This window comes from Amycolatopsis sp. Hca4, assembly GCF_013364075.1.
GTDB lineage: Bacteria > Actinomycetota > Actinomycetes > Mycobacteriales > Pseudonocardiaceae > Amycolatopsis.
In genome coordinates, this window is record NZ_CP054925.1 from 4,009,573 (window position 1) to 4,028,915 (window position 19,343).

General features: G+C 71.1%; 20 protein-coding genes. 5 read left to right on the plus strand and 15 right to left on the minus strand.

The annotated features are described in order from the left end of the window. Nucleotides 1-139: 139 nt before the first annotated feature. The 12 genes from HUT10_RS17330 to ffh all read right to left on the minus strand — a co-directional run bounded on the left by HUT10_RS17330 (nt 140) and on the right by ffh (nt 9,303). Nucleotides 140-463 (minus strand): DUF2469 domain-containing protein, encoded by a 324-nt coding sequence (locus HUT10_RS17330; protein WP_003096226.1) that lies wholly within the window; start codon nt 461-463, stop codon nt 140-142. Further along, nucleotides 460-1,296 (minus strand): ribonuclease HII, encoded by an 837-nt coding sequence (locus tag HUT10_RS17335; protein ID WP_176177869.1) that lies wholly within the window; start codon nt 1,294-1,296, stop codon nt 460-462. The genes HUT10_RS17330 and HUT10_RS17335 overlap by 4 nt, the downstream gene beginning before the upstream one ends. A gap of 90 nt (nt 1,297-1,386) precedes the next feature. Then, a complete protein-coding gene (gene lepB / locus HUT10_RS17340) occupies nt 1,387-2,325 on the minus strand; it encodes a signal peptidase I (RefSeq protein ID WP_176172166.1) in 939 nt (312 codons plus the stop codon). Between the two features lie 31 nt (nt 2,326-2,356). After that, nucleotides 2,357-2,725 carry a 50S ribosomal protein L19 gene (gene rplS / locus HUT10_RS17345; RefSeq protein WP_013223853.1) on the minus strand — a complete coding sequence of 123 codons (369 nt, stop codon included), beginning with the start codon at nt 2,723-2,725 and terminating at the stop codon, nt 2,357-2,359. A gap of 133 nt (nt 2,726-2,858) precedes the next feature. Continuing rightward, on the minus strand, nt 2,859-3,638 hold the full coding sequence (gene trmD, locus HUT10_RS17350) for a tRNA (guanosine(37)-N1)-methyltransferase TrmD (protein ID WP_176172167.1): 780 nt from the start codon (nt 3,636-3,638) through the stop codon (nt 2,859-2,861). Between the two features lies 1 nt (nt 3,639). Next, nucleotides 3,640-4,152, minus strand: a complete 513-nt coding sequence (gene rimM / locus HUT10_RS17355; RefSeq protein ID WP_176172168.1) for a ribosome maturation factor RimM — start codon at nt 4,150-4,152, stop codon at nt 3,640-3,642. Between the two features lie 23 nt (nt 4,153-4,175). Further along, the gene (locus HUT10_RS17360) at nt 4,176-4,415 is read right to left on the minus strand and encodes an RNA-binding protein (RefSeq protein WP_003103110.1); all 240 of its coding nucleotides are present in this window, start codon (nt 4,413-4,415) and stop codon (nt 4,176-4,178) included. Then, nucleotides 4,412-4,855: a 30S ribosomal protein S16 gene (gene rpsP / locus HUT10_RS17365; RefSeq protein WP_176172169.1), complete on the minus strand. Its 444-nt coding sequence runs from the start codon at nt 4,853-4,855 to the stop codon at nt 4,412-4,414. The genes HUT10_RS17360 and rpsP overlap by 4 nt, the downstream gene beginning before the upstream one ends. Nucleotides 4,856-5,014: 159 nt before the next feature. Further along, nucleotides 5,015-5,818, minus strand: a complete 804-nt coding sequence (locus HUT10_RS17370; protein ID WP_176172170.1) for a CPBP family intramembrane glutamic endopeptidase — start codon at nt 5,816-5,818, stop codon at nt 5,015-5,017. Between the two features lie 101 nt (nt 5,819-5,919). Continuing rightward, a complete protein-coding gene (locus HUT10_RS17375; RefSeq protein WP_176172171.1) occupies nt 5,920-6,645 on the minus strand; it encodes a CPBP family intramembrane glutamic endopeptidase in 726 nt (241 codons plus the stop codon). 46 nt (nt 6,646-6,691) lie between these two features. Continuing rightward, the gene (locus tag HUT10_RS17380) at nt 6,692-7,768 is read right to left on the minus strand and encodes an amidohydrolase family protein (RefSeq protein WP_176172172.1); all 1,077 of its coding nucleotides are present in this window, start codon (nt 7,766-7,768) and stop codon (nt 6,692-6,694) included. Further along, the gene (gene ffh / locus HUT10_RS17385; protein WP_176172173.1) at nt 7,765-9,303 is read right to left on the minus strand and encodes a signal recognition particle protein; all 1,539 of its coding nucleotides are present in this window, start codon (nt 9,301-9,303) and stop codon (nt 7,765-7,767) included. Before ffh ends, HUT10_RS17380 begins: the two co-directional genes overlap by 4 nt. Nucleotides 9,304-9,498: 195 nt before the next feature. Here ffh and HUT10_RS17390 point away from each other — a divergent pair, with 195 nt between their 5' ends. Both HUT10_RS17390 and HUT10_RS17395 read left to right on the plus strand, forming a co-directional pair. Continuing rightward, on the plus strand, nt 9,499-11,277 hold the full coding sequence (locus HUT10_RS17390) for an ABC transporter ATP-binding protein (protein WP_176172174.1): 1,779 nt from the start codon (nt 9,499-9,501) through the stop codon (nt 11,275-11,277). A gap of 9 nt (nt 11,278-11,286) precedes the next feature. Next, nucleotides 11,287-11,766: a MarR family winged helix-turn-helix transcriptional regulator gene (locus tag HUT10_RS17395; RefSeq protein WP_176172175.1), complete on the plus strand. Its 480-nt coding sequence runs from the start codon at nt 11,287-11,289 to the stop codon at nt 11,764-11,766. Nucleotides 11,767-12,047: 281 nt separating this feature from the next. On the opposite strand, the gene HUT10_RS17400 is transcribed toward HUT10_RS17395, so the two are convergent. Together HUT10_RS17400 and HUT10_RS17405 are read right to left on the minus strand one after the other, a co-directional pair. After that, on the minus strand, nt 12,048-12,920 hold the full coding sequence (locus HUT10_RS17400; protein WP_176172176.1) for a Ku protein: 873 nt from the start codon (nt 12,918-12,920) through the stop codon (nt 12,048-12,050). A 53-nt stretch (nt 12,921-12,973) separates the two neighbouring features. Beyond that, nucleotides 12,974-13,336 (minus strand): hypothetical protein, encoded by a 363-nt coding sequence (locus HUT10_RS17405; RefSeq protein WP_013223841.1) that lies wholly within the window; start codon nt 13,334-13,336, stop codon nt 12,974-12,976. Nucleotides 13,337-13,457: 121 nt separating this feature from the next. On the opposite strand from HUT10_RS17405, the gene HUT10_RS17410 reads away from it, so the two are divergent. The 3 genes from HUT10_RS17410 (at nt 13,458) to HUT10_RS17420 (ending at nt 16,961) form a co-directional block, all read left to right on the plus strand. Further along, entirely contained in the window at nt 13,458-14,045 is a 588-nt protein-coding gene (locus HUT10_RS17410; protein ID WP_176172177.1) for a TetR/AcrR family transcriptional regulator, read from the plus strand. 23 nt (nt 14,046-14,068) lie between these two features. Beyond that, nucleotides 14,069-14,821, plus strand: coding sequence for a glucose 1-dehydrogenase (locus HUT10_RS17415; RefSeq protein WP_176172178.1), 753 nt, complete (start codon nt 14,069-14,071; stop codon nt 14,819-14,821). Between the two features lie 835 nt (nt 14,822-15,656). Continuing rightward, a complete protein-coding gene (locus HUT10_RS17420) occupies nt 15,657-16,961 on the plus strand; it encodes a diguanylate cyclase (protein WP_176177870.1) in 1,305 nt (434 codons plus the stop codon). A 64-nt stretch (nt 16,962-17,025) separates the two neighbouring features. Here HUT10_RS17420 and HUT10_RS17425 read toward each other — a convergent pair whose 3' ends face one another. Then, nucleotides 17,026-19,335, minus strand: coding sequence for a [protein-PII] uridylyltransferase (locus HUT10_RS17425; RefSeq protein ID WP_176172179.1), 2,310 nt, complete (start codon nt 19,333-19,335; stop codon nt 17,026-17,028). Nucleotides 19,336-19,343 lie beyond the last annotated feature (8 nt).

The window sequence follows — 19,343 nt, forward strand, 5'->3', positions numbered from 1 at the left end:
TGCCAGCGGGCGGCCGGGGTTCACCAGACCCGGATCGCCCGGCTGTGGACAACCGGGGTGTTGTGGACAACCGGCGCGACAAAAGAACGGCGCCGGCTCACCCGGTGGGGTGAGCCGGCGCCGTCGGCATTCAACAGGACTAGCCCGAGAACGGGCCGTCTTCCGGCAGGCGGAGGTCCGGCTTGTCCAGCTCCTCCACGTTGACGTCCTTGAACGTGATGACCCGGACGTGCTTCACGAACCGGGCCGGGCGGTACATGTCCCAGACCCACGCGTCGGACATGCGGACCTCGAAGTACACCTCACCGCCGCCGTCGCGGACCTGGACGTCGACCGCGTTCGCCAGGTAGAACCGCCGCTCGGTCTCCACCACGTACGAGAACTGGCCGACGATGTCGCGGTACTCGCGGTACAGCGAGAGCTCCATCTCGGTCTCGTACTTCTCGAGATCCTCTGCGCTCATGAAATCCGCGCCCCTCCTCGGGCTCGTGCTGCTCCGGCGGAGCGTTCATTGTGACCCACACCCGCGGCCGGGGCATGCAGCGGCAGGCTGAGTTGTGGCTCTAATGCCTCGTCGAGGGCCGCGGCCAGGCTCGTCGCGCCGGGCGTCTCAACGGCCTTCTCGAGCGCCGCGTACGTCAGCAGGACCGGCCGCGCGGGGCGCAGGCCGTGCTTGAGGGCCACCGTGGCCACGTTCGTGTACGACCATCGGTGGACGTCGCTGGGGCCGTGTTCGCGCAGCGCCGCCAGGTGGTCGGACGTGCTGTACCCCTTGTGGACGTCGAACCCGTAGTGCGGGAGGTCGTCGTGGTAGCCCGCCATGATGCGGTCCCGCGTCACCTTGGCCAGCACCGACGCGGCCGCGATGCAGGCCACCGAACGGTCGCCCTTGATGACCGCGGCGTTCGGGGCGGTCAGCCCCGAGACCCGGAAGCCGTCGGTGAGGATGTAGCCCGGCTGCACGCGCAGGGCCGCCGCGGCGCGGCGCATGCCCTCCAGGTTCATCACCCGGATGCCGTAGAGATCGACCTCTTCGGTCGGGATGACGATCACCGAGTAGTCGACGGCCCGGGCGAGGACCAGGTCGTAGACCCGGTCGCGCGCTTTGGCCGTCATCATCTTCGAGTCCGTCAGCTCGGTGAGCTTCGCGGCGTCGCCCTGCTTGAGCACGCAGGCCGCGACCACCAGGGGCCCCGCGCACGCCCCGGCGCCGGCTTCGTCCACGCCGGCGACCGGGCCGAGGCCACGGCGGTCGAGCGCGCCCTGCAGACCCCAGAAGAGGTCGCCGCGCACCACGGCTCGCGGTGGCCGGATCGGCTCGGCCGCCGTCAGGGGAACGGGAAGTGTCAAGGCTGGATCACCCGTCTGCCGGCAAGGGTCGGGTGCTTAGGGTTTCCGCCCGGCCACCCGGCGCAGTCCGGACTTGAGCTTGCGCCCGACGAACAACGCCGGCCACGCCGCCGCGATCCCGGCGCCGAGCGGGAGCCCGCTCTGCCAGGCCGGCGCCCCGAGGGCCACCGGCTGCGCCGAGTCCTGCGGGTTGTGGTCGCTGATCCCGCCCCACCGGCTCGGCGGCAGGACGATGATCCGGGCCTTGCCGATGACGTTGTCCACCGGGACCGCACCGTTCACGCCGCCGCCGCCCTGGAACCGGGAGTCGTCGGAGTTGTTGCGGTTGTCGCCCTGCACCCAGAGCATCCCGGCGGGGACCTTGACCGGGTCGAACGTCTTCTGCTCCTGGACGGACGGGTCTTCCCAGTGGATGTACGGCTCGTCGAGCGCCTTGCCGTCCACGATCATGCGGCCCTGCGGGTCGCAGCACTGGACGGTCTGGCCGCCGACCGCGATCACCCGCTTGACGAAGTCACGCTCGTCCGGCGGGGCGAACCCGACCAGCGAGCCCAGCCCGCGCAGGGCCTGGACGACGATGTTGCTCGACTCCTGCGGCGCGATCTCGTTGTTGATCCACGCCTGCGGGCCCTTGAACACGATCACGTCGCCCGGAGCGGGCTCGGTGAAGTCGTAGGTGACCCGGTCGACGAGGATCCGGTCGCCGGTGCACCCGGGGCACCCGTGCAGGGTGGCCTCCATGGAGCCCGAAGGGATCATGAAGACCTTCGCCAGGAATGTCTGGATCAGGATCGTGAGCACCAGGGCGATCACGAGCAGGATCGGCAGTTCCTTCCAGAACGACCGTTTCTTGGCGGGTTTGGCGCGCCGCCGTCGGGATCCCCCGCGCTCCTCGGAGCGGGACAGCCTCGGCTTGTCCTCCTCGGAGCGATCGGGGTCATCCTCGGGAGCGTTCTGGGACACGGGTTCGGCCACGTCGTCAGGCTACCGGTAACCGAGTGGTGACTCAGTTAGCCGAGGCCGTCTCGCGGTTCTCGCGGCGCTCCTTGATCTTGGCCTTCTTGCCGCGGAGGTCGCGCAGGTAGTACAGCTTCGCGCGCCGCACGTCGCCGCGCTTGTGGACCTCGATCTCGGCGAGGTTCGGCGAGTGCACCGGGAAGGTGCGCTCGACGCCGACGCCGAACGAAACCTTGCGCACGGTGAAGGTCTCCCGGATGCCACCGCCCTGACGGCGGATGACCACGCCCTGGAAGACCTGGTTGCGCTCGCGGTTGCCCTCGATGACGCGGACGTGCACCTTGAGCGTGTCGCCCGGGCGGAAGTCCGGGATGTCGGAACGCAGCGACTGCTTGTCCAGCGCGTCCAGGGTGTTCATCGGTGGTCCGTCCTCGTCTTCGTATGGCTTGCGTACACGTCCCCAGGCGCGCAACGGTGCCGCTGCGGGCGACCCGGGGGGCTGATGGCGGGCTCGTGGACGAGGAGGTCCACTCACGCCAACCTGTCAAGTATTACAGACCGGGATCGAGCCGGGAGAACCGGCCCTCGGCCTGCTCGGGGTCCAAGCCCTCCAGGACCCCGCGGTCGTGCTTGTCGAGACTACCTTCCGGCAGCGCCGCAAGGAGATCGGGGCGGCGGCGGGCGGTGCGCTCGAGGGCCTGGTCACGCCGCCAGCGGTCGATCAGCGCGTGGTTGCCCGACCGCAGCACGTCCGGCACGGCGAGGTCCCGCCACACCTCCGGGCGCGTGTAGCTGGGCCCCTCGAGCAGGCCGTCGGAGAACGAGTCCTCCGCGGCCGAGCGGGCGTTGCCGAGCACCCCGGGCAGCAGCCGGACGACGGCCTCGACGATGACCAGCACCGCCGCCTCACCGCCGACCAGGACGTAGTCGCCGATCGACACCTCGTCGACCGGCATCCGGCGGGCCGCGTCGTCGACGACCCGCTGGTCGATGCCCTCGTACCGGCCGCAGGCGAACACCAGGTGCTTCTCCGACGCGTACTCGTGCGCCAGCTCCTGCGTGAACGGGCGCCCTGCCGGCGTCGGCACGACGAGCCGCGTCTCGGGACGGCAGACGTCGTCCAGCGCCGGGCCCCAGATCTGCGGCTTCATCACCATGCCGGGGCCCCCGCCATACGGCGCGTCGTCGACCGCGCGGTGGACGTCGTGCGTCCAGTCGCGCAGGTCGTGCACGCCGACCTCGATGAGGCCGCGGTCGATCGCCCGGCCCAGCAGCGCGGCACGCAGCGGGTCGAGGTACTCGGGGAAGATCGTGACGACGTCGATCCGCATGTCAGGCGTCCAGGAGCCCTTCCGGCGGGTCGAGCACGACCCGGCCGCCCGCGACGTCCACCGTGGGGACGATCGCGCGGACGAACGGGACCAGCACGTCACGGCCCTCGACGTCCAGCTCCAGCAGCTCGCCCGCGGGCGAGTGCACGACCTCGACGACCTTGCCGACGACCGTGCCGTCGGCCAGTTCGGCCCGCAGGCCAGCCAGCTCGTGGTCGTAGAACTCGTCGGGGTCGGAGGTCGGCGGGAGCGTGTCCGTGTCGGCGAGCAGGAGCGCACCCCGCAGCGTCTCGGCGACGTCGCGGGTCAGCACCTCCTCGAAACGCACCAGCAGCCGCCCGCTGTGTTCGCGGGCGGCTGCGATGGTGAGTTCCCTTTTGCTGCCGTCACGCAGCTTCGTCGTGACGGCCGCACCGATCTTGAACCGCTCTTCCGGCGAGTCCGTGCGCACGTCCACCGCGAGTTCCCCGCGGATGCCGTGCGCCTTCGCGATGCGGCCGACTACGACGTCCATCCTGACCGTTTCCGAAAAGGCGCTCAGCGGTCGGTGTCGACGACGTCCACCCGGACGCCGCGGCCACCGATGCCGCCCATGACGGTGCGCAGGGCGGTCGCCGTGCGACCACCCCGGCCGATCACCTTGCCGAGGTCGTCGGGGTGCACGTGCACCTCGAGCGTGCGACCACGGCGCGTGGTCAGCAGCTCGACCCGGACCTCGTCCGGGTTGTCGACGATCCCGCGCACCAGGTGCTCAAGGGAGTCCGCGAGGAAACTCACTCGGACTTCTCGCCCTCAGCGGCCTCCGCCTTCTCGGCCTCGGCCTTCTTCGGGGCGGACTTCTTCTTCGGCGTGGTGGCCTCGGCGGAGGGCTCCTCGCCTGCCGCGGCGAGCGCGGCGTTGAACAGGTCCTGCTTCGACGGCTTCGGCTCGGCCACCTTCAGGGTGCCCTCGGCGCCCGGCAGGCCCTTGAACTTCTGCCAGTCACCGGTGATCTCCAGCAGGCGCTGGACCGGCTCGGTCGGCTGCGCGCCGACACCCAGCCAGTACTGGGCGCGCTCGGAGACGACCTCGATCAGGCTCGGCTCTTCCTTCGGGTGGTACTTGCCGATCGTCTCGATGGCCTTGCCGTCCCGGCGGGTGCGCGCGTCGGCAACGATGATGCGGTAGTACGGCGCACGGATCTTGCCGAGGCGCTGCAGCTTGATCTTGACGGCCACGGGTGTGGGTTCTCCTCGAATCTCTCTGGTGCTGGGCTGGGCGCACGCGGGCCGAGTGGGGACACGGACGCGGGCACCCGAAGGTCAGGAGCTTTCGCACGGTGAGAGGGTCCGGCGGAAGCAGGCAGTGAACCATTCTGCCAGACGGCACCCGCGCACCTAGAAAGAGGCCACCCCGAGCGCCCCGAGCAGGATGGTCAGCGCGGGCAGGAAGTTGTTCACCTGGTGCGCGACGATGCTGCCCGGCAACCGGCCGGTGACCAGCCGCACCAGGCCGATCGGCACCGCGATGACCAGCAGCAACGTCGTCCGCAGCGGCTCGAGGTGGCTGGCTGCGAACACCGCCGTCGACAGCAGGAAGGCCGCGACCCGGCCCCAGCGCTCGCTGCGCCACTGCAGTTGTTCCGCGGCGCCCCAGAGCAGGCCGCGGTAGATGATCTCCTCGCAGATCGGGCCGAGCAGCCAGAGGTAGACGAACATCACCAACGCCGCGGAAATCGACATCCGGCGGTCCTCGACCAGCGCGCTGATCGCCGACGAAGCATTCGCGTCGCCGACCAGCTGCGTCCACAGGTAGGCGGCCAGGGTCGTGGAAACCAGCCCGATGCAGCCGTAGCGCAGCCCGGTCTTCACGTCGGCCCAGCGCCACTCGAGCCGGAGGTCGACCACTGGTCCGTTGCCGCGGACGAAGGTGATCAGCACCGCGACGCCGGCCGCGATCATCGTCGGCAGCATGGTGCCGAGCAGCACGACGCGCATCGGCAGCGGGCCGGGGCCGGTGTCGCCGACGAGGACGGACACGAAGGCCGCGGAGGCCAGCAGCACGGCCTCGACCAGCAGGAAGGCCCCGAAGCCCCACCGGTGCCGCGGCGCGGGCGGCAGGAAGGCGGTCGCGGCGGGCTCCTCGGGCTCGGGCAACGGCGTGGCGTCGGCAGCCGGGTCCCGGGGCTGGGAAGTGGTCACGCCTTGCCCTCCGCGTCGGTCGGCTCCAGATGTCGAGCCTAGCCGCCGGGATGTGATCGCACAGTATCCGTCCAGCTACTGTCCATCGATCTTCGCAACGTTCAGTGCGCGACGAACAGCAGCACCGCCGGCGGCAGGTTGTTCGCCGCGTGGGCGATCACGCCGGCGCTGACCCGGCCGGACAGGTGCCGGGCCAGCCCCATCGCGAGGCCCTGGCCGAACAACGCGATGGTGCGGGTCGGCTCGCCGTGCAGCTGGGCGAACACGAGCGAGGTGAGCACGAGGACCACCCACGGCGGGATGCGGTGGACCGACAGCGCGTTCCACAACGTGCCGCGGACCAGCAGTTCCTCGGTGATCGGTGCGCCGCCGATGACGATCACCGCGGCGAGCACCAGCCACACCGTGTCGCCGTCGAAGGTGTCGGCGAGGTCGGTCAGCGGGCTGTCGGAGACGTCGTCGGCGCCGTAGACCGCGATCAGCACCAGGTTGAGCAGGTAGCCGACGACCAGGGCGAGCACCCCGCAGGCCAGGCCGATCCGGACGTCGCGCCAGGTCGGCTTGAGGCCGAAGTCGGTGCGCAGCCCTTCCCCCCACCGCCACGAACCGATTGCCGGGCCGAGGCCGAGCAGCAGGTTGGGCACGAAGGCCAGGAGCAGGAGCGGGCCGATGTCGTGCAGCTCGAGGGGGTCGAACTCGCCGACGTTGCGGTTGACCGCCGCGGCGATGATCAGGTTGGTCAGGTAGTAGCCGGCGATGCCCGCGAGGAACGCCACGAAACACCAGTGCGCCCCGAGCACGCGCCGTGCGCCGTCGTCGTCCGTCACACGCCCCACGCTAAAGTGCCGCCCCCGCAAGGAAATCGGCGGGGGTCTAGGCGTACACGACCCCGCCGAGCACGATGTGCGACGGATGCCGGAGGACACCCAGGTCCTCGCGCGGATCGGCCGGGTAGACGAGCAGGTCGGCGGGCGCGCCGTCGGCGATGCCGGGGCGGCCGAGCCAGTCGCGTGCGGCCCACGAGGCGCTCGCGAGGGCCTGCTCGCGCGTCATGCCGGCGCGGTGGAGCGCCTCGATCTCGTCGACGAGCCTGCCGTGCTCGACCATGCCTCCGGCGTCGCTGCCCGCGAAGACGCGTACGCCGGCTTCGATGGCCGAAGCGACCATCTCGCCGACGCCGGCGTGCAACGCGCGCATGTGGGCGGCGTACGTCGGGTACTTGCCCGCCTTGTCGGCGATGCCCGGGAAGTTCTCGATGTTGATCAGCGTCGGGACCAGGGCGACGTCGTGGCGGGCGAGCTCGGCCAGCTGGTCGGCGCTCAGGCCGGTGCCGTGTTCCAGGCAGTCGATGCCGGAGGCGAGCAGGCCCGGCAAGGCCGCTTCGCCGAAGACGTGCGCGGTGACGCGGGCGCCGTTCTCGTGCGCCACCTTCACGGCTTCGGCCAGGACGTCGTCCGGCCACAGCGGGGCCAGGTCACCCGCGCCGCGGTCGATCCAGTCGCCGACGAGCTTGACCCAGCCGTCGCCGTCACGAGCCTGCTCGGCCACGGCCTCCGGCAGCTGCGACGGGTCCTCCAGCTCGATGCCGAGGCCGGGGATGTACCGCTTGACCAGGGCGAGGTGCTGCCCGGCTCGGATGATCGACGGCAGGTCGGCGCGGGCCTGCAGCGGCCGGACGTCGATCGGGAGCCCGCAGTCGCGGATGAGCAGCGTGCCGGCGTTCCGGTCGGTGATCGCCTGCGCGGCCGCTTCCTCGAGCGAGACGGGGCCGCCGACGCCGATGCCGGGGTGGCAGTGCGCGTCGACCAGGCCGGGCACGAGGAAGACGTCCCGGCCCAGCGTCTCGGCGTCCGGCACCGGCTCGAACGAGATCCGGCCGCCGGTCATCCACAGCTCGCGGGTCTCGCCGCCGGGCAGGGTCACCCCGGCGGCGTGCAGCGCGGTACTCAATTGTCCTTGGGGTTCTTCGGCAGCTTGAACTTCGACGGGTCGAAGCCCGGGACGTCGTTCATGCCGCCCAGCTGGGACAGGTCGGGCATGCCGCCCGGCATCCCGCCGCCCGGGGGAAGCATCGGCATGCCGCCGGGGAAGCCGCCGCGGACCTTGGGCGGGGTCGGGCCGCGCCCGCCCTTCTTGCCCTTCTTGCCCTTGCGGGACTTCGAGCCGCCCCCGCCGCCGAAGCCGAACCGGCCGGCCATCTGGGCCATCATCTTGCGGGCCTCGAAGAACCGGTTGACCAGGTCGTTGACCTCGCGGACGGTGACGCCGGAGCCGTTGGCGATGCGCAGCCGCCGCGAGCCGTTGATCATCTTCGGGTCTTCGCGCTCGGCCGGGGTCATGCCGCGGATGATCGCCTGCAGCTTGTCCAGGTGCTTGTCGTCGACCTGGGCCAGCTGGTCCTTCATCTGGCCGGCGCCCGGGAGCATGCCGAGCAGGTTGCCGATCGGGCCCATCTTGCGGACCGCGAGCATCTGCTCGAGGAAGTCCTCCAGGGTGAGCTGGCCGCTGGAGAGCTTCTCCGCGGCCTTCTCGGCCTGCTTCTGGTCGAAGGCCTGCTCTGCCTGCTCGATGAGGGTGAGCACGTCACCCATGCCGAGGATCCGCGACGCCATCCGGTCCGGGTGGAAGGTGTCGAAGTCCTCGAGCTTCTCGCCGTTGGAAGCGAAGAGGATCGGCTGGCCGGTGACCTCGCGGACGCTCAGCGCGGCACCACCGCGGGCGTCACCGTCGAGCTTCGTGAGCACGACGCCGGAGAAGCCGACGCCGTCCTGGAACGCCTGGGCCGTGGTCACGGCGTCCTGGCCGATCATCGCGTCGACGACGAACAGGACCTCGTCCGGCTCGACCGCGTCGCGGATGTCCGCGGCCTGCTTCATCAGCTCTTCGTCGACACCCAGGCGGCCCGCGGTGTCGACCACGACGACGTCGTGCTGCGCGTGCTTGGCCTCGGCGATGGCACGGCGGGCGACGTCGACCGGGTCGCCGACGCCGTTGCCCGGCTCGGGCGCGAAGGTGACGACACCGGCGCGCTCGCCGACCACCTGCAGCTGCGTGACGGCGTTCGGGCGCTGGAGGTCGCAGGCGACCAGCATCGGCGCGTGGCCCTGCTTCTTCAGCCACAGGGCGAGCTTGCCGGCGAGCGTCGTCTTACCGGCACCCTGCAGACCCGCGAGCATGATCACGGTCGGCGGGGTCTTGGCCAGGTTCAGCCGGCGCGTCTCGCCGCCGAGGATCCCGACGAGCTCCTCGTTGACGATCTTGACGACCTGCTGCGCGGGGTTGAGCGCCTGGGAGACCTCGGCACCCTTCGCCCGCTCCTTGATCCTCGCGATGAAGGTCTTGACCACGCCGAGGGCGACGTCGGCCTCCAGCAGCGCGATGCGGATCTCGCGCGCGGTGGCGTCGATGTCGGCGTCGGACAGCCTGCCCTTGCGCGTGAGCGTCTGCAGGGCGGCGGTGAGCCGATCGGAGAGGGTGTCGAACACGGGTGTGCACGCTCCAGCTGGGTCGATGGTGGCGCGCCGGACACGGCCGGCTCTGTCGAGGGTAGTCGCTCCGGCTCCTTCCCTCCGCGGGTGTGCGCGCTGTAGTACGCGTACGTTAACCAATGTTCGACGCACGTCCGAGTGATCGTGCGAAAAGTGGTGGCGTCCGAGCCGGATTTTAGTAAACATGGGTGCATGACCTCAGTCCCCGTCCTGCGCGAACCGGCCGGCGACACCGACGAACCGGTGCCGCTGCGGCGGATCGCCGGCCTGTTCCGCCCGCATCGCGGGCCGCTCGGCGTGCTGTTCGCGCTGATCGTCGTGCAGGCCGGCCTCGGCGTCGTCTCGCCGTTCCTGCTGCGCGAGATCCTCGACGACGCCCTGCCGCACCGGGACACGCTGCTGATCAGCCTGCTGGCGGCCGGGATGATCGTCTGCGCGGTGGGCAGCGGCTCGCTCGGCGTCGCCACCACCGGGCTGTCCAACACCATCGGGCAGCGGGTGATGAACGAGCTGCGCGTCTCGGTCTACGGTCACCTGCAGCGGATGTCGCTCGGCTTCTTCACGCGGACGAAGAGCGGCGAAGTGCTCTCGCGGGTGTTCAACGACATCGGCGGGGTCGACAACGTGATCACCACGACGGCCGGGTCGATGGTGCAGAACGCGACCACGACGATCGCCATCGCGGTGGCCCTGGTCCTGCTCGACTGGCAGCTGGCGGCGCTCTCGCTGATCGTCGTGCCGCTGTTCCTGCTGTTCACGCTGCGACTGGGCAAGAAGCGGCGGAACCTGGCCCGCGGCCGGACCCGCCGGATGGCGCGGCTGACGACGATGGTCGAGGAGTCCCTGTCGGTCACCGGGGTGCTGCTCGCCAAGACCATGGGCAACGAGCGGGCGATGCGCGAGCGGTTCGGTGCGGAGTCGCGGGAGATCGCTTCGCTGGAACGGGCGGCGGCCCTGGCCGGCCGGTGGCAGACGGCGTCGCGGGCGATGAGCCTGACGGTGATCCCGGCGCTGGTCTACTGGATCGCCGGGCTGGCGCTGGCCGGTGGGGCGTCGCCGATCTCGCTCGGCACCGTCGTGGCGTTCACCAGCATGCTGAACCGGCTGGTCGCGCCGGCGAGCGCGATGCAGAGCATCGGGCAGAACGTGGCGACGTCGAAGGCGCTGTTCGGCCGCATCTTCGAGGTACTGGACCTGCCGGTGGAGATCGCCGACAAGCCCGGTGCGCATGAGCTGCAGGTGCGCCGGGGCGACGTCTCGATGCGGGGCGTGTCGTTCCGCTACGACGAAGACGGGCCGCCGACGCTGCAGGACATCGATCTCGACGTGCCGGCCGGGACCACGACGGCGCTGGTCGGCTCGACCGGCTCGGGCAAGACAACGCTCGCCTACCTCGTCGCGCGGTTGTACGAGGTCAGCAGCGGTTCGGTGACGATCGACGGCGCCGACGTCCGTGACGTCACGCTGGCCTCTTTGGCGGCCGGCGTGGGGCTGGTGTCGCAGGAGACCTACCTCTTCCACGACACCGTGCGCGAGAACCTGCGGTTCGCCAAGCCGGACGCGACGGACGACGAGATCGAGCGGGCGGCGAAGGCCGCGCACATCCACGACACCCTGGCCGGGCTGCCGGAGGGGTACGACACGGTCGTCGGCCAGCGCGGCTACCGCTTTTCCGGGGGCGAGAAGCAGCGGATCGCGATCGCCCGGATCCTGCTGCGCAACCCGCCGGTACTGATCCTCGACGAGGCGACCAGCGCGCTCGACACCCGCACCGAACGCTCGGTGCAGGCCGAGCTCGATCGGCTCGCCGCCGACCGCACGACGCTGACGATCGCGCACCGGCTGTCCACTGTGGAGCACGCGGACCAGATCGTGGTGCTGCACGAGGGCCGGATCGCCGAAAGGGGGACGCACGAGGAACTACTGGCGCGCGACGGGCGCTATGCCCGGCTTGTCCACGGGAGCACCTAATGTGGGGCCATGCAGAGCGAACCGGCCCGGACCCTTGACGAGACCGCCGCGCGGGTCACCGCGGACGCCGAACTCGCCGAGTTGTCCCGGCGGGTGCGCGAAGGCGTCGGGCGGCTGAACTGGCGGATGCGCGCGGAGGCGGACCGGCACATCCCCGGGCCGGCGGTACTGGCGGTGCTGAGCCGGCTCTACCGGGCGGGTACGCAGACGCCGACCGAACTGGCCGAAGCGGAACGGCTGCAGCCACAGTCGCTCACCCGGATCCTGGCGTCGCTCGACCTCCGCGGCCACATCTCGCGGACCCCGGATCCCGACGACGGACGCCGTTCGCGGGTCAGCATCACCGACGAAGGCCTGGCCGTCCTCCGCCGGTACAGCGCCCAACGCGAGCGCTGGCTGGCCGGCGCGCTCGAATCGACGTTGTCGCCGACCGAGCGTCAGCTGCTCCGGCTGGCCGCCGACCTGCTGATCCGGGTCGCGGACGCCTGAAAGCTGCCGTGGAGACCCCTCGATCCCTCCACGGCAGCCTTCGGACACCCCCTTTGTGTCCCACGCCGCCTCCCCGCGGTGCGGGACGGGTTCCGGGAACGGGCCGCTCCTCCTTCGGCCCGCCCCGGAACCCTGGCGTCTGGACGGCTCACCTCCCCAGGGGCCGTCCGGACTTCCCCCCCTCGTCAGCGATCCGGTATCCGCTGACAGGAGGAAGTCTGCCGCGCCACCCGGTGGCGAGTTGAGTGTGAGAACCCTCAATTACCCGTGGGTAGTAATACTCAAGAGGTCTTCGAGCGGCTGCGCGTCGCGGCTCGCTTGGCCGTCGTACGCGCCTTCGCGGCTCGCGAAGCCGCCGCCTTGGCCTTCGCCACGGCCGCGTTGCGCGCGTCCTCCGCCTCGGCGGCGCTCTCCTGCAGCGCCGCCAACAGGCGGGTGACGCCCTCCGCCTGCTCGGCGGCCGTCGGCTGGACGACCTCGGCGCCGTCGATCTTCGCCTGGACCAACGCCTGGAACGCCTCGCGGTAACGGTCGGGGTACCGGCCGGGGTCGAACTCGCCGGTCAGCTCCTCGACCAGGTTCACCGCGCGCCTCAGCTCGCCGGGGCGGATGTCGACGTCGGCGTGCCGGAACGGGAAGTCGGGGGTGCGCACCTCGTCGGGCCAGCGCATGGTCTCCAGCACGATCACCTGATCGTGGACGCGCAGCGCGCCGAGCGTCTCGCGGCGGCGCAGCGCGACGGTGACCAGCGCAAGCCGGCCCGACTGCTGGAGCGCCTCGCTGAACAGCACGTACGGCTTCGTGCCCGCCGGTTCGGGTTCGAGGTAGTAGCTCTTCGCGAACCAGAGCGGATCGACGTCGGATGCCGGCGCGAACCCGCGGATGGCGATCGTGCGGCCCGGCATCGGGAGGGAGGCGAGCTCGTGGTCGGACAGCAGGACGACGTCGCCACCAGGGACGGGGTAGCCGCGGACCATCTCTTCGGGCGGCACCTCGGCGCCGTCGATCTCGCACACGCGCTTGACCCGGATGCGGCCGCCGTCGGCCTCGTGCACCTGGTGCAACGGGATCTCGCGCTCCTCGGTCGCGCTGTACGCCTTCACCGGGATGGCGTAACTGCCGAACCCGATCGTGCCCGTCCACACTGCGCGCATCCGTGCCACCTCCGCAGCTCCCAGGCTAGACAGCGGCCGCGGCGGATCGACAGCTACAAACGGGTGTCAGGCGAGACGGATTCGCTCACACATTCGAACGACGGCGTGACTTCGTCGAGCGCCTCCGCCGAGCACCGCGAAGCGATCGCGGCCGCGCGGAGCACCTCGGTGACCACCTCGACGTCCAGCGGCGGGGCCGCGGCCAGGGCGGCCGACCCGCCTTCGACCCGGGCGGCAAGGCCGGCGAGCGCGTGGGAGATGGCTTCCTGACCGGCGACCAGCTGGGCGACGACGTCGGTGAGTTCGGCCGTCGTGGCGCCCGGGCCGCCGCAGCGCAGTCCGGCGGCGAGTTCCTCGGCGCAGGAGCGCAGGTGGGTGGCGACGACGGTCGGCGGCAGTGTCAGCCGATCCTGCATCGCTCACCCCCTCGGGCCGGTCGAAGCAGCCATAGTGCCACCGCACGCGCCGTGACCGGACGCGACACACCGCCGTCCGCATATTTGACCTAGCGTTCTCGATACGGCTAGGGTTTCGATCATGTCCCGGGTCAAGGAGTTCGACGTCGGCGAAGCCTGCGACAGCGCGCTCACGCTGTTCCGGCGCCAGGGGTACGAGGCGACGTCGGTCAGCGAACTCGTCACGCACCTCGGTGTCGCCAAGGCCAGCCTGTACGCCACCTTCGGCACGAAGCACGACCTCTACGTCACGGCGTTGAAACGCTACGCGGAACGAACCGACGCGCGGGTGATGGCCCAGCTGTCGGAACCAGGCTCCGGGGTGGCCGCGGTACGCCGGCTCTTCGACGGCTACACCGCGGAAATCCTCGGCGACGAAACGAGAATGGGCTGTTTCGTCGTCAATGCGGCGATCGAGCTCCTCCCCCACGACCCGGACGTCGCCCGGCTGGTGGAACGCAGCTGGGACACCCTCGAGATCGCCCTCACCATGGCGCTGGAGCGCGCGAAGGCCCAAGGCGAGCTCCCGGACGGCAGTGACCCGGCGACGCTGGCGCGTTTCCTGCTCACCGTGCTTCAGGGACTACGGGTCCTCGGCAAGGGCACCGACGCCGCGAGCCGGGTGCACGCGGCCGTCTCGCAGGCCATGCGCCTGCTCATTCAAGACTGATCGGACCAGAAAGAAGGTACACGATGGGGGCACGTTTCGCGGGCAAGGTCGTCCTGGTGACGGGCGGCGGCTCGGGCATCGGGCGGGCGACGGCGCGAGCGTTCGCCGGCGAAGGCGCCACGGTGGTGGTCGCCGGGCGGGACGAGCAGCGGCTCGCGTCCGCCGTGGCGGAAATCGGCGGTGACGCGAGCGCGGTGACGGTCGACGTGACCGACTCCGCGGACGTGGCGCGGATGGTGGAAACGGTCGTCGCGCGGCACGGCGGGCTGGACGTCGCGTTCAACAACGCGGGCATCCTCGGCTCGCCGGCGGCGGCCGCGGATCTCGACGAAGACGACTTCGGCGCGGTGCTGGGCACGAACGTCACCGGGACGTGGCTGTGCCTCAAGCACGAGGTCGCGCACATGCGGGCGCACGGCGGCGGCGCGATCGTCAACATGGCGTCGAACATCGGCGCGCACGGACGGCTGCCGAACATGGCGGCCTACGCGGCGTCGAAGGCCGCGGTGAGCGCGCTGACCAGGACGGCGGCGCGCGACCACATCGCCGAGGGGGTGCGGATCAACGCCGTCAGCCCGGGCGCGACCGACACGGACATGTCCCGTCGTCCCGGCGAGACGGACGCCGACCGGGCCGCGCGGCTGAAGAACGCGATCCCGCTGGGCCGGGTGGGTGCCACCGCCGAAGTGGCCGCCGCGGTGCTGTGGCTGGCTTCGGACGAAGCCGCGTTCACCGTGGGGCACGACCTGGTGGTCGACGGCGGCGCGACCGCTTGAGCGGCCCCACCCGGGCCCGCGGATGAGGGCGGGCCGGATCTTCCTCCGGCGCGAATTCACGACTCACGGTTGCGCATGGTGACGATTCCTCTCTCGGGCGGGAACGGACGGTGCACGGCGGGGGCTCAGGACTCGCGGTTGCGCACGGCACGTCTCCTTCCGGCGCGCGGACGGACAGCCGGTCGACGGTTCAGGACTCGCGGTTACGCACGGCGCTCTCCTTCCGGATGCGGATGAACGGGCCACAGCGGCTCACGACTCGCGGTTACGCACGGCGCTCTCCCTCCGGATGCGGTTGAACGGGCCACAGCGGCTCAGGACTCGCGATTACGCACAGCGGCCTCCTTCCAGGCGCAGGTGAGCAAGGGGGCACGGGTTCAGGACTCGCGATTGCGCATAGCGGTCTCCTTCCGAGCGCGGATGAGAGGGGTTACTGGGCTCAGGACTCGCGATTGCGCACGACGGCCTCCTTCCGAGCGCCGGTGGACGGGACACAGCGACTCACGACTCGCGATTACGCACAGCCGTCTCCTTCCACGCGCAGGTGAACAGGGGTCACGGACTCAGGACTCGCGGTTGCGCACGACAGCTCTCCTCCCATGCACAGGGGCGGACAGGGACCACAGCGGCTCAGGACTCGCGGTTGCGCATGACGGCCTCCCTCCGGCGGTTCGCGCGGACTTCGGGACTCGGGGGCCTCAGGACTCGCGGTTGCGCATGGCGGCGGCCTCCCTTCACTGCTCCGAACGTGTGGCAATCATCGATCGCGGCCGCCCGGTGTGGTGGGGTGGATGCGGATCGTCGGATCACCCAGGGGAGTTGCACCGCCTTGAGTATGGACGGCGCCCGTCCGGCCCAACCCCGCGCGGGACGGATCCGTGGGGCGCTGAACCCTGCTCACTGGACGCTCTGGCAGCAGCGCGGGCCGCTGATCTTCTACTGCTTCCTCGTCGAGTCGGTCGCGCTGGTCGCCACCGTCTGGACGGCCGTCGAAACTCCCCTGCGCGGGTGGGACCTCGCCGTCTTCGGGGTGCTCGCGGGGCTCGGCGTGCTGCAGGCCGAGCTGGGCCGGAAGATCGAACGCGTCCGGCGGCTGGTGTCCGACACCCCGCACATCAACCTGACGTCGGTCTGGACGTTCGCCGGCGTGCTGCTCCTGCCGCCCGCGCTGGTCACCGCGCTGATCGCCGTGCTCTACACGCACCTGGCGACGCGCAGCCTCGCGCGGATCAAGCGCGTCCCGCCGTTCCGGACCACGCTGAACGCGACGCTGGTCGTCATCACCTGCTACTCGGCCGAGTTCGTCCTCACCCGCCTCGGCATCCCGGACATGTACGCGGCGCTGACCGCCGGCTGGCGCGGCGTCACGGCCATCACGCTGGCCGCGGTGACGTACTTCCTGGTCGCGGCGATCACCATCGTCCCGGCGCTGACCATCACGAAACGCACGGTCAAGGCGTTCTTCGGCGGGCTCGGCGACAACCTCCTCGAGGTCGCGACGCTCTGCCTGGGCCTGCTCACGGCGTTGACACTGGCGACGCTGCCGGCGCTCGCCGTCGCGATCGTGCCGCCGCTGCTCGTGCTGCACCGGGCGGTGCTGATCAAGCAGCTGGAGATCGCCGCGACGACCGACGAGAAGACCGGCCTGTTCAACACGACCGGGTGGCACCTGCTCGCGTCACGCGAACTGGCGCGCGCCCAGCGGAGCACGCGCAGCACGTTCGGCGTGCTGATGATCGACCTGGACTACTTCAAGCTGATCAACGACGAGCACGGCCACCTCGCGGGCGACACGGTCCTGCGCGCGGTCGCGGCGACGATCAAGAGCGCGGTCCGCGACTACGACTCGGTCGGCCGCTTCGGCGGCGAGGAGTTCGTCGTCCTGCTCCCGGACATCGGCCCGGCGGCGGTGCTGGCGGTGGCCGAGCGCATCCGTTCGGCGATCGAGGCCCTGCGCGTCGAGTACGAGGACGGCACCACGATCCGCGCGATCGACGGCCTGTCCGCCTCGATCGGCGTCGCCACCTACCCGGACGGCGGAACGGCCGTCGACCGCCTGCTGCAGGCCGCGGACAAGGCCCTGTACCGAGCCAAGGACGCAGGCCGCAACCAGGTGGTCGACGGCACGGCGATCGCCTAGGACTCAGCCGCTTCCAGCCGCCGTTCGAAGCTGCGGGCTCCCGCAGCTCCGAACAATCCGTCCCTCAGGACGCTGCGGCCAGCACCGCCTGTTCCACCTCGCGGCGCCAGCCCGGCTCGATGCGGCCGCTCCTCGGTGTCACCGCGAACGAGTCCACCACCGCTCCGCCCAACGTCGACGCCTTGGCCCACCGGACCTCCGCGTCGCACCTGCGCAACGCCCCTGCCACGCGGAACAGCAGCCCGATCCGGTCGGCCGCGCGCAGCTCCAGCACCACCGTGTCCGGGCCCGTTGTCTCGTCGTCGAACCACAGCACCTTCGGGGCCACCGGGGCCGGCGATCCGTAGTCGCGCTCCTTCGCCGCCAGGCGCTGGGTCAGCGGTAGCGTTCCCGCCACCGCCCTGGCGAACTGCTCGCGCAGCAGCGTTGCGTCCGGCAAGGAGCCGAACTTCGGGGATGCCGTGAACACCCCCGCGCGGCCGCCGTTGTGGCCTCGCAGGACCGCCGAGTGGACCTCCAAGCTGTTCAACGCCAGGACGCCCGCCGCCGGGGCCAGTAGCTCTGCCCGGGCCGGGACCGCCAGCAGGACCGTGACGACCTTGCCCTGCGCACTGATCCGGATTTCCCCCGTTCCCGACGCCACCGCCGCGGCCACGAGCTCGCGCTGTTCGTCGTCCATCGGGGTCGGTGCCGTGAAACCCTTGCCGCGCAGCACTTCTTCGCAGCCCGCGGCCAGCTCGGCCAGCAAGCGGGCCTTCCAGTCCGTCCAGACGCCGGGCCCGGTCGCCAGCGAGTCGGCCTGGGTCAGGGCGTGCAGCAGCTCGACCAGGACGAGGTCGCTGTCCAGCGTCTTCACCACCCTGGCCACCGTGGCCGGCTCGCTGATGTCGCGCCGCGTGGCCGTGTGGGGCAGCAGGAGGTGGTGGCGGACCATCGCCGACACCGTGGCCGCGTCCGCTGTGGACAGTCCGAGCCTGGTCGCGACCTGGGCCGAGATCTTGGCGCCCAGCTCCGAGTGGTCCGCTTCGCGGCCCTTGCCGATGTCGTGCAGCAGCGCGCCGATCAGCAGCAGGTCCGGTCGCGGCACCGTTGTCGTCAGCTTGGCCGCCTCGACGCAGGTGCGGATCAGGTGCCGGTCGACCGTCCACTGGTGCACCGGCGAGCGCGGCGGCAGGTCGCGGACCGCGCCCCACTCCGGGAAGAGCCGGGACCACAGCCCCGTCCGGTCGAGGGACTCGACCGCGTCGACCAGGCCCTCGCCCGCGCCCAGCAGCTCGACCAGCGCGTTCAGCGCCTCGGCCGGCCACGGGGCACGCAGCTCCGGTGCCGACTCGGCCAGCGCCTTCAACGTGCCGAGCGCGATCGGCTTGCCCGTGCGGGCCGACGCCGCCGCCACCCGCAGCAGCAGCGCCGGGTCCTTCGCCGGGACCGCGTCGCGGGCCAGTGCCACCTCGTTGCCGTGCAGCACCACGTTTTCCGCCAGCGGCGTCCGGGCGGGACGCCGCCCGAACCGGGCCCGCGGCGGGTCCACAGTGGACCGCAGCGCCACGTCCAGCGCGTACGCGATCGTGCGGCCCGCTCCGGAAAGCTTGCGGGCCAGCGTGAACCGGTCGCCGAAGCCGAGCTCGGCGGCCACCAGGTCGGCTTCCGGCGCCGACAGGATGTCCCGTTCACGCCGGATTTCACGCCGCAGCTCGGTGCGGACGTCGAGCAGGAGCCCCTTCGCCTCCAGGAGTTCCTCGCCAGGGCGCGCGGTGAGCTGCGCCGCGGCGAGGGCCTCCAGGACGGCGAAGTCCCGCAGCCCGCCCCGGCCGTGCTTGAGGTCCGGTTCGGCGGACTGCGCGATTTCGCCGCTGCGGGACCAGCGCTGCCGGACCGCCGCCGTCATTTCCGGGATCTGCTTGCGCGCCGTGCGCCGCCACTGGTCCCGCGCCGCGGACGCCAGGCGGCCGGTCAGCTCGGCGTCCCCGGCGAGGTGCCGGGCGTCGAGCAGGCCCATGGCCACGCGCAGGTCTTCCGAAGCGACCTTCAGGGCCTCACCCGGCGTGCGGACCGAGTGGTCGAGCCCGACTTTCGCATCCCACAAGGGATACCAGAGCGCGTCCGCGATCTCGCCGACGCCGCTGTTGCCGTTATGCACCAGCAGCAGGTCGAGATCGGAGAACGGCACCAGCTCCCGGCGGCCGAGCCCGCCCACGGCGACCAGCGCGACACCCGGTTCCGCGGTGTCGACGCCGGCCGCCGAGGCTCCCCTGCTCAGCCAGAACTCGTAGAGGTCGACCAGGGCCGCCCGCAGTGCGGACGCCCCCAGTCTCCCGTGCCTGCCCTCGAGCAACCGCTCGGTGGCCTTGACCAGTTCGCCCCCGTCGGCCATCCCGTACG

Bases quoted from the DNA above. Each gene is read 5' to 3' on its own strand.
- HUT10_RS17330 (WP_003096226.1), bottom strand. From the start codon at position 463: ATGAGCGCAGAGGATCTCGAGAAGTACGAGACCGAGATGGAGCTCTCG.
- HUT10_RS17425 (WP_176172179.1), bottom strand. From the start codon at position 19,335: ATGGCCGACGGGGGCGAACTGGTCAAGGCCACCGAGCGGTTGCTCGAG.
- HUT10_RS17410 (WP_176172177.1), top strand. From the start codon at position 13,458: ATGTCCCGGGTCAAGGAGTTCGACGTCGGCGAAGCCTGCGACAGCGCG.
- HUT10_RS17395 (WP_176172175.1), top strand. From the start codon at position 11,287: ATGCAGAGCGAACCGGCCCGGACCCTTGACGAGACCGCCGCGCGGGTC.
- HUT10_RS17415 (WP_176172178.1), top strand. From the start codon at position 14,069: ATGGGGGCACGTTTCGCGGGCAAGGTCGTCCTGGTGACGGGCGGCGGC.
- HUT10_RS17405 (WP_013223841.1), bottom strand. From the start codon at position 13,336: ATGCAGGATCGGCTGACACTGCCGCCGACCGTCGTCGCCACCCACCTG.
- rplS (WP_013223853.1), bottom strand. From the start codon at position 2,725: ATGAACACCCTGGACGCGCTGGACAAGCAGTCGCTGCGTTCCGACATC.
- rimM (WP_176172168.1), bottom strand. From the start codon at position 4,152: ATGGACGTCGTAGTCGGCCGCATCGCGAAGGCGCACGGCATCCGCGGG.
- HUT10_RS17420 (WP_176177870.1), top strand. From the start codon at position 15,657: ATGGACGGCGCCCGTCCGGCCCAACCCCGCGCGGGACGGATCCGTGGG.
- trmD (WP_176172167.1), bottom strand. From the start codon at position 3,638: ATGCGGATCGACGTCGTCACGATCTTCCCCGAGTACCTCGACCCGCTG.
- HUT10_RS17400 (WP_176172176.1), bottom strand. From the start codon at position 12,920: ATGCGCGCAGTGTGGACGGGCACGATCGGGTTCGGCAGTTACGCCATC.
- HUT10_RS17390 (WP_176172174.1), top strand. From the start codon at position 9,499: ATGACCTCAGTCCCCGTCCTGCGCGAACCGGCCGGCGACACCGACGAA.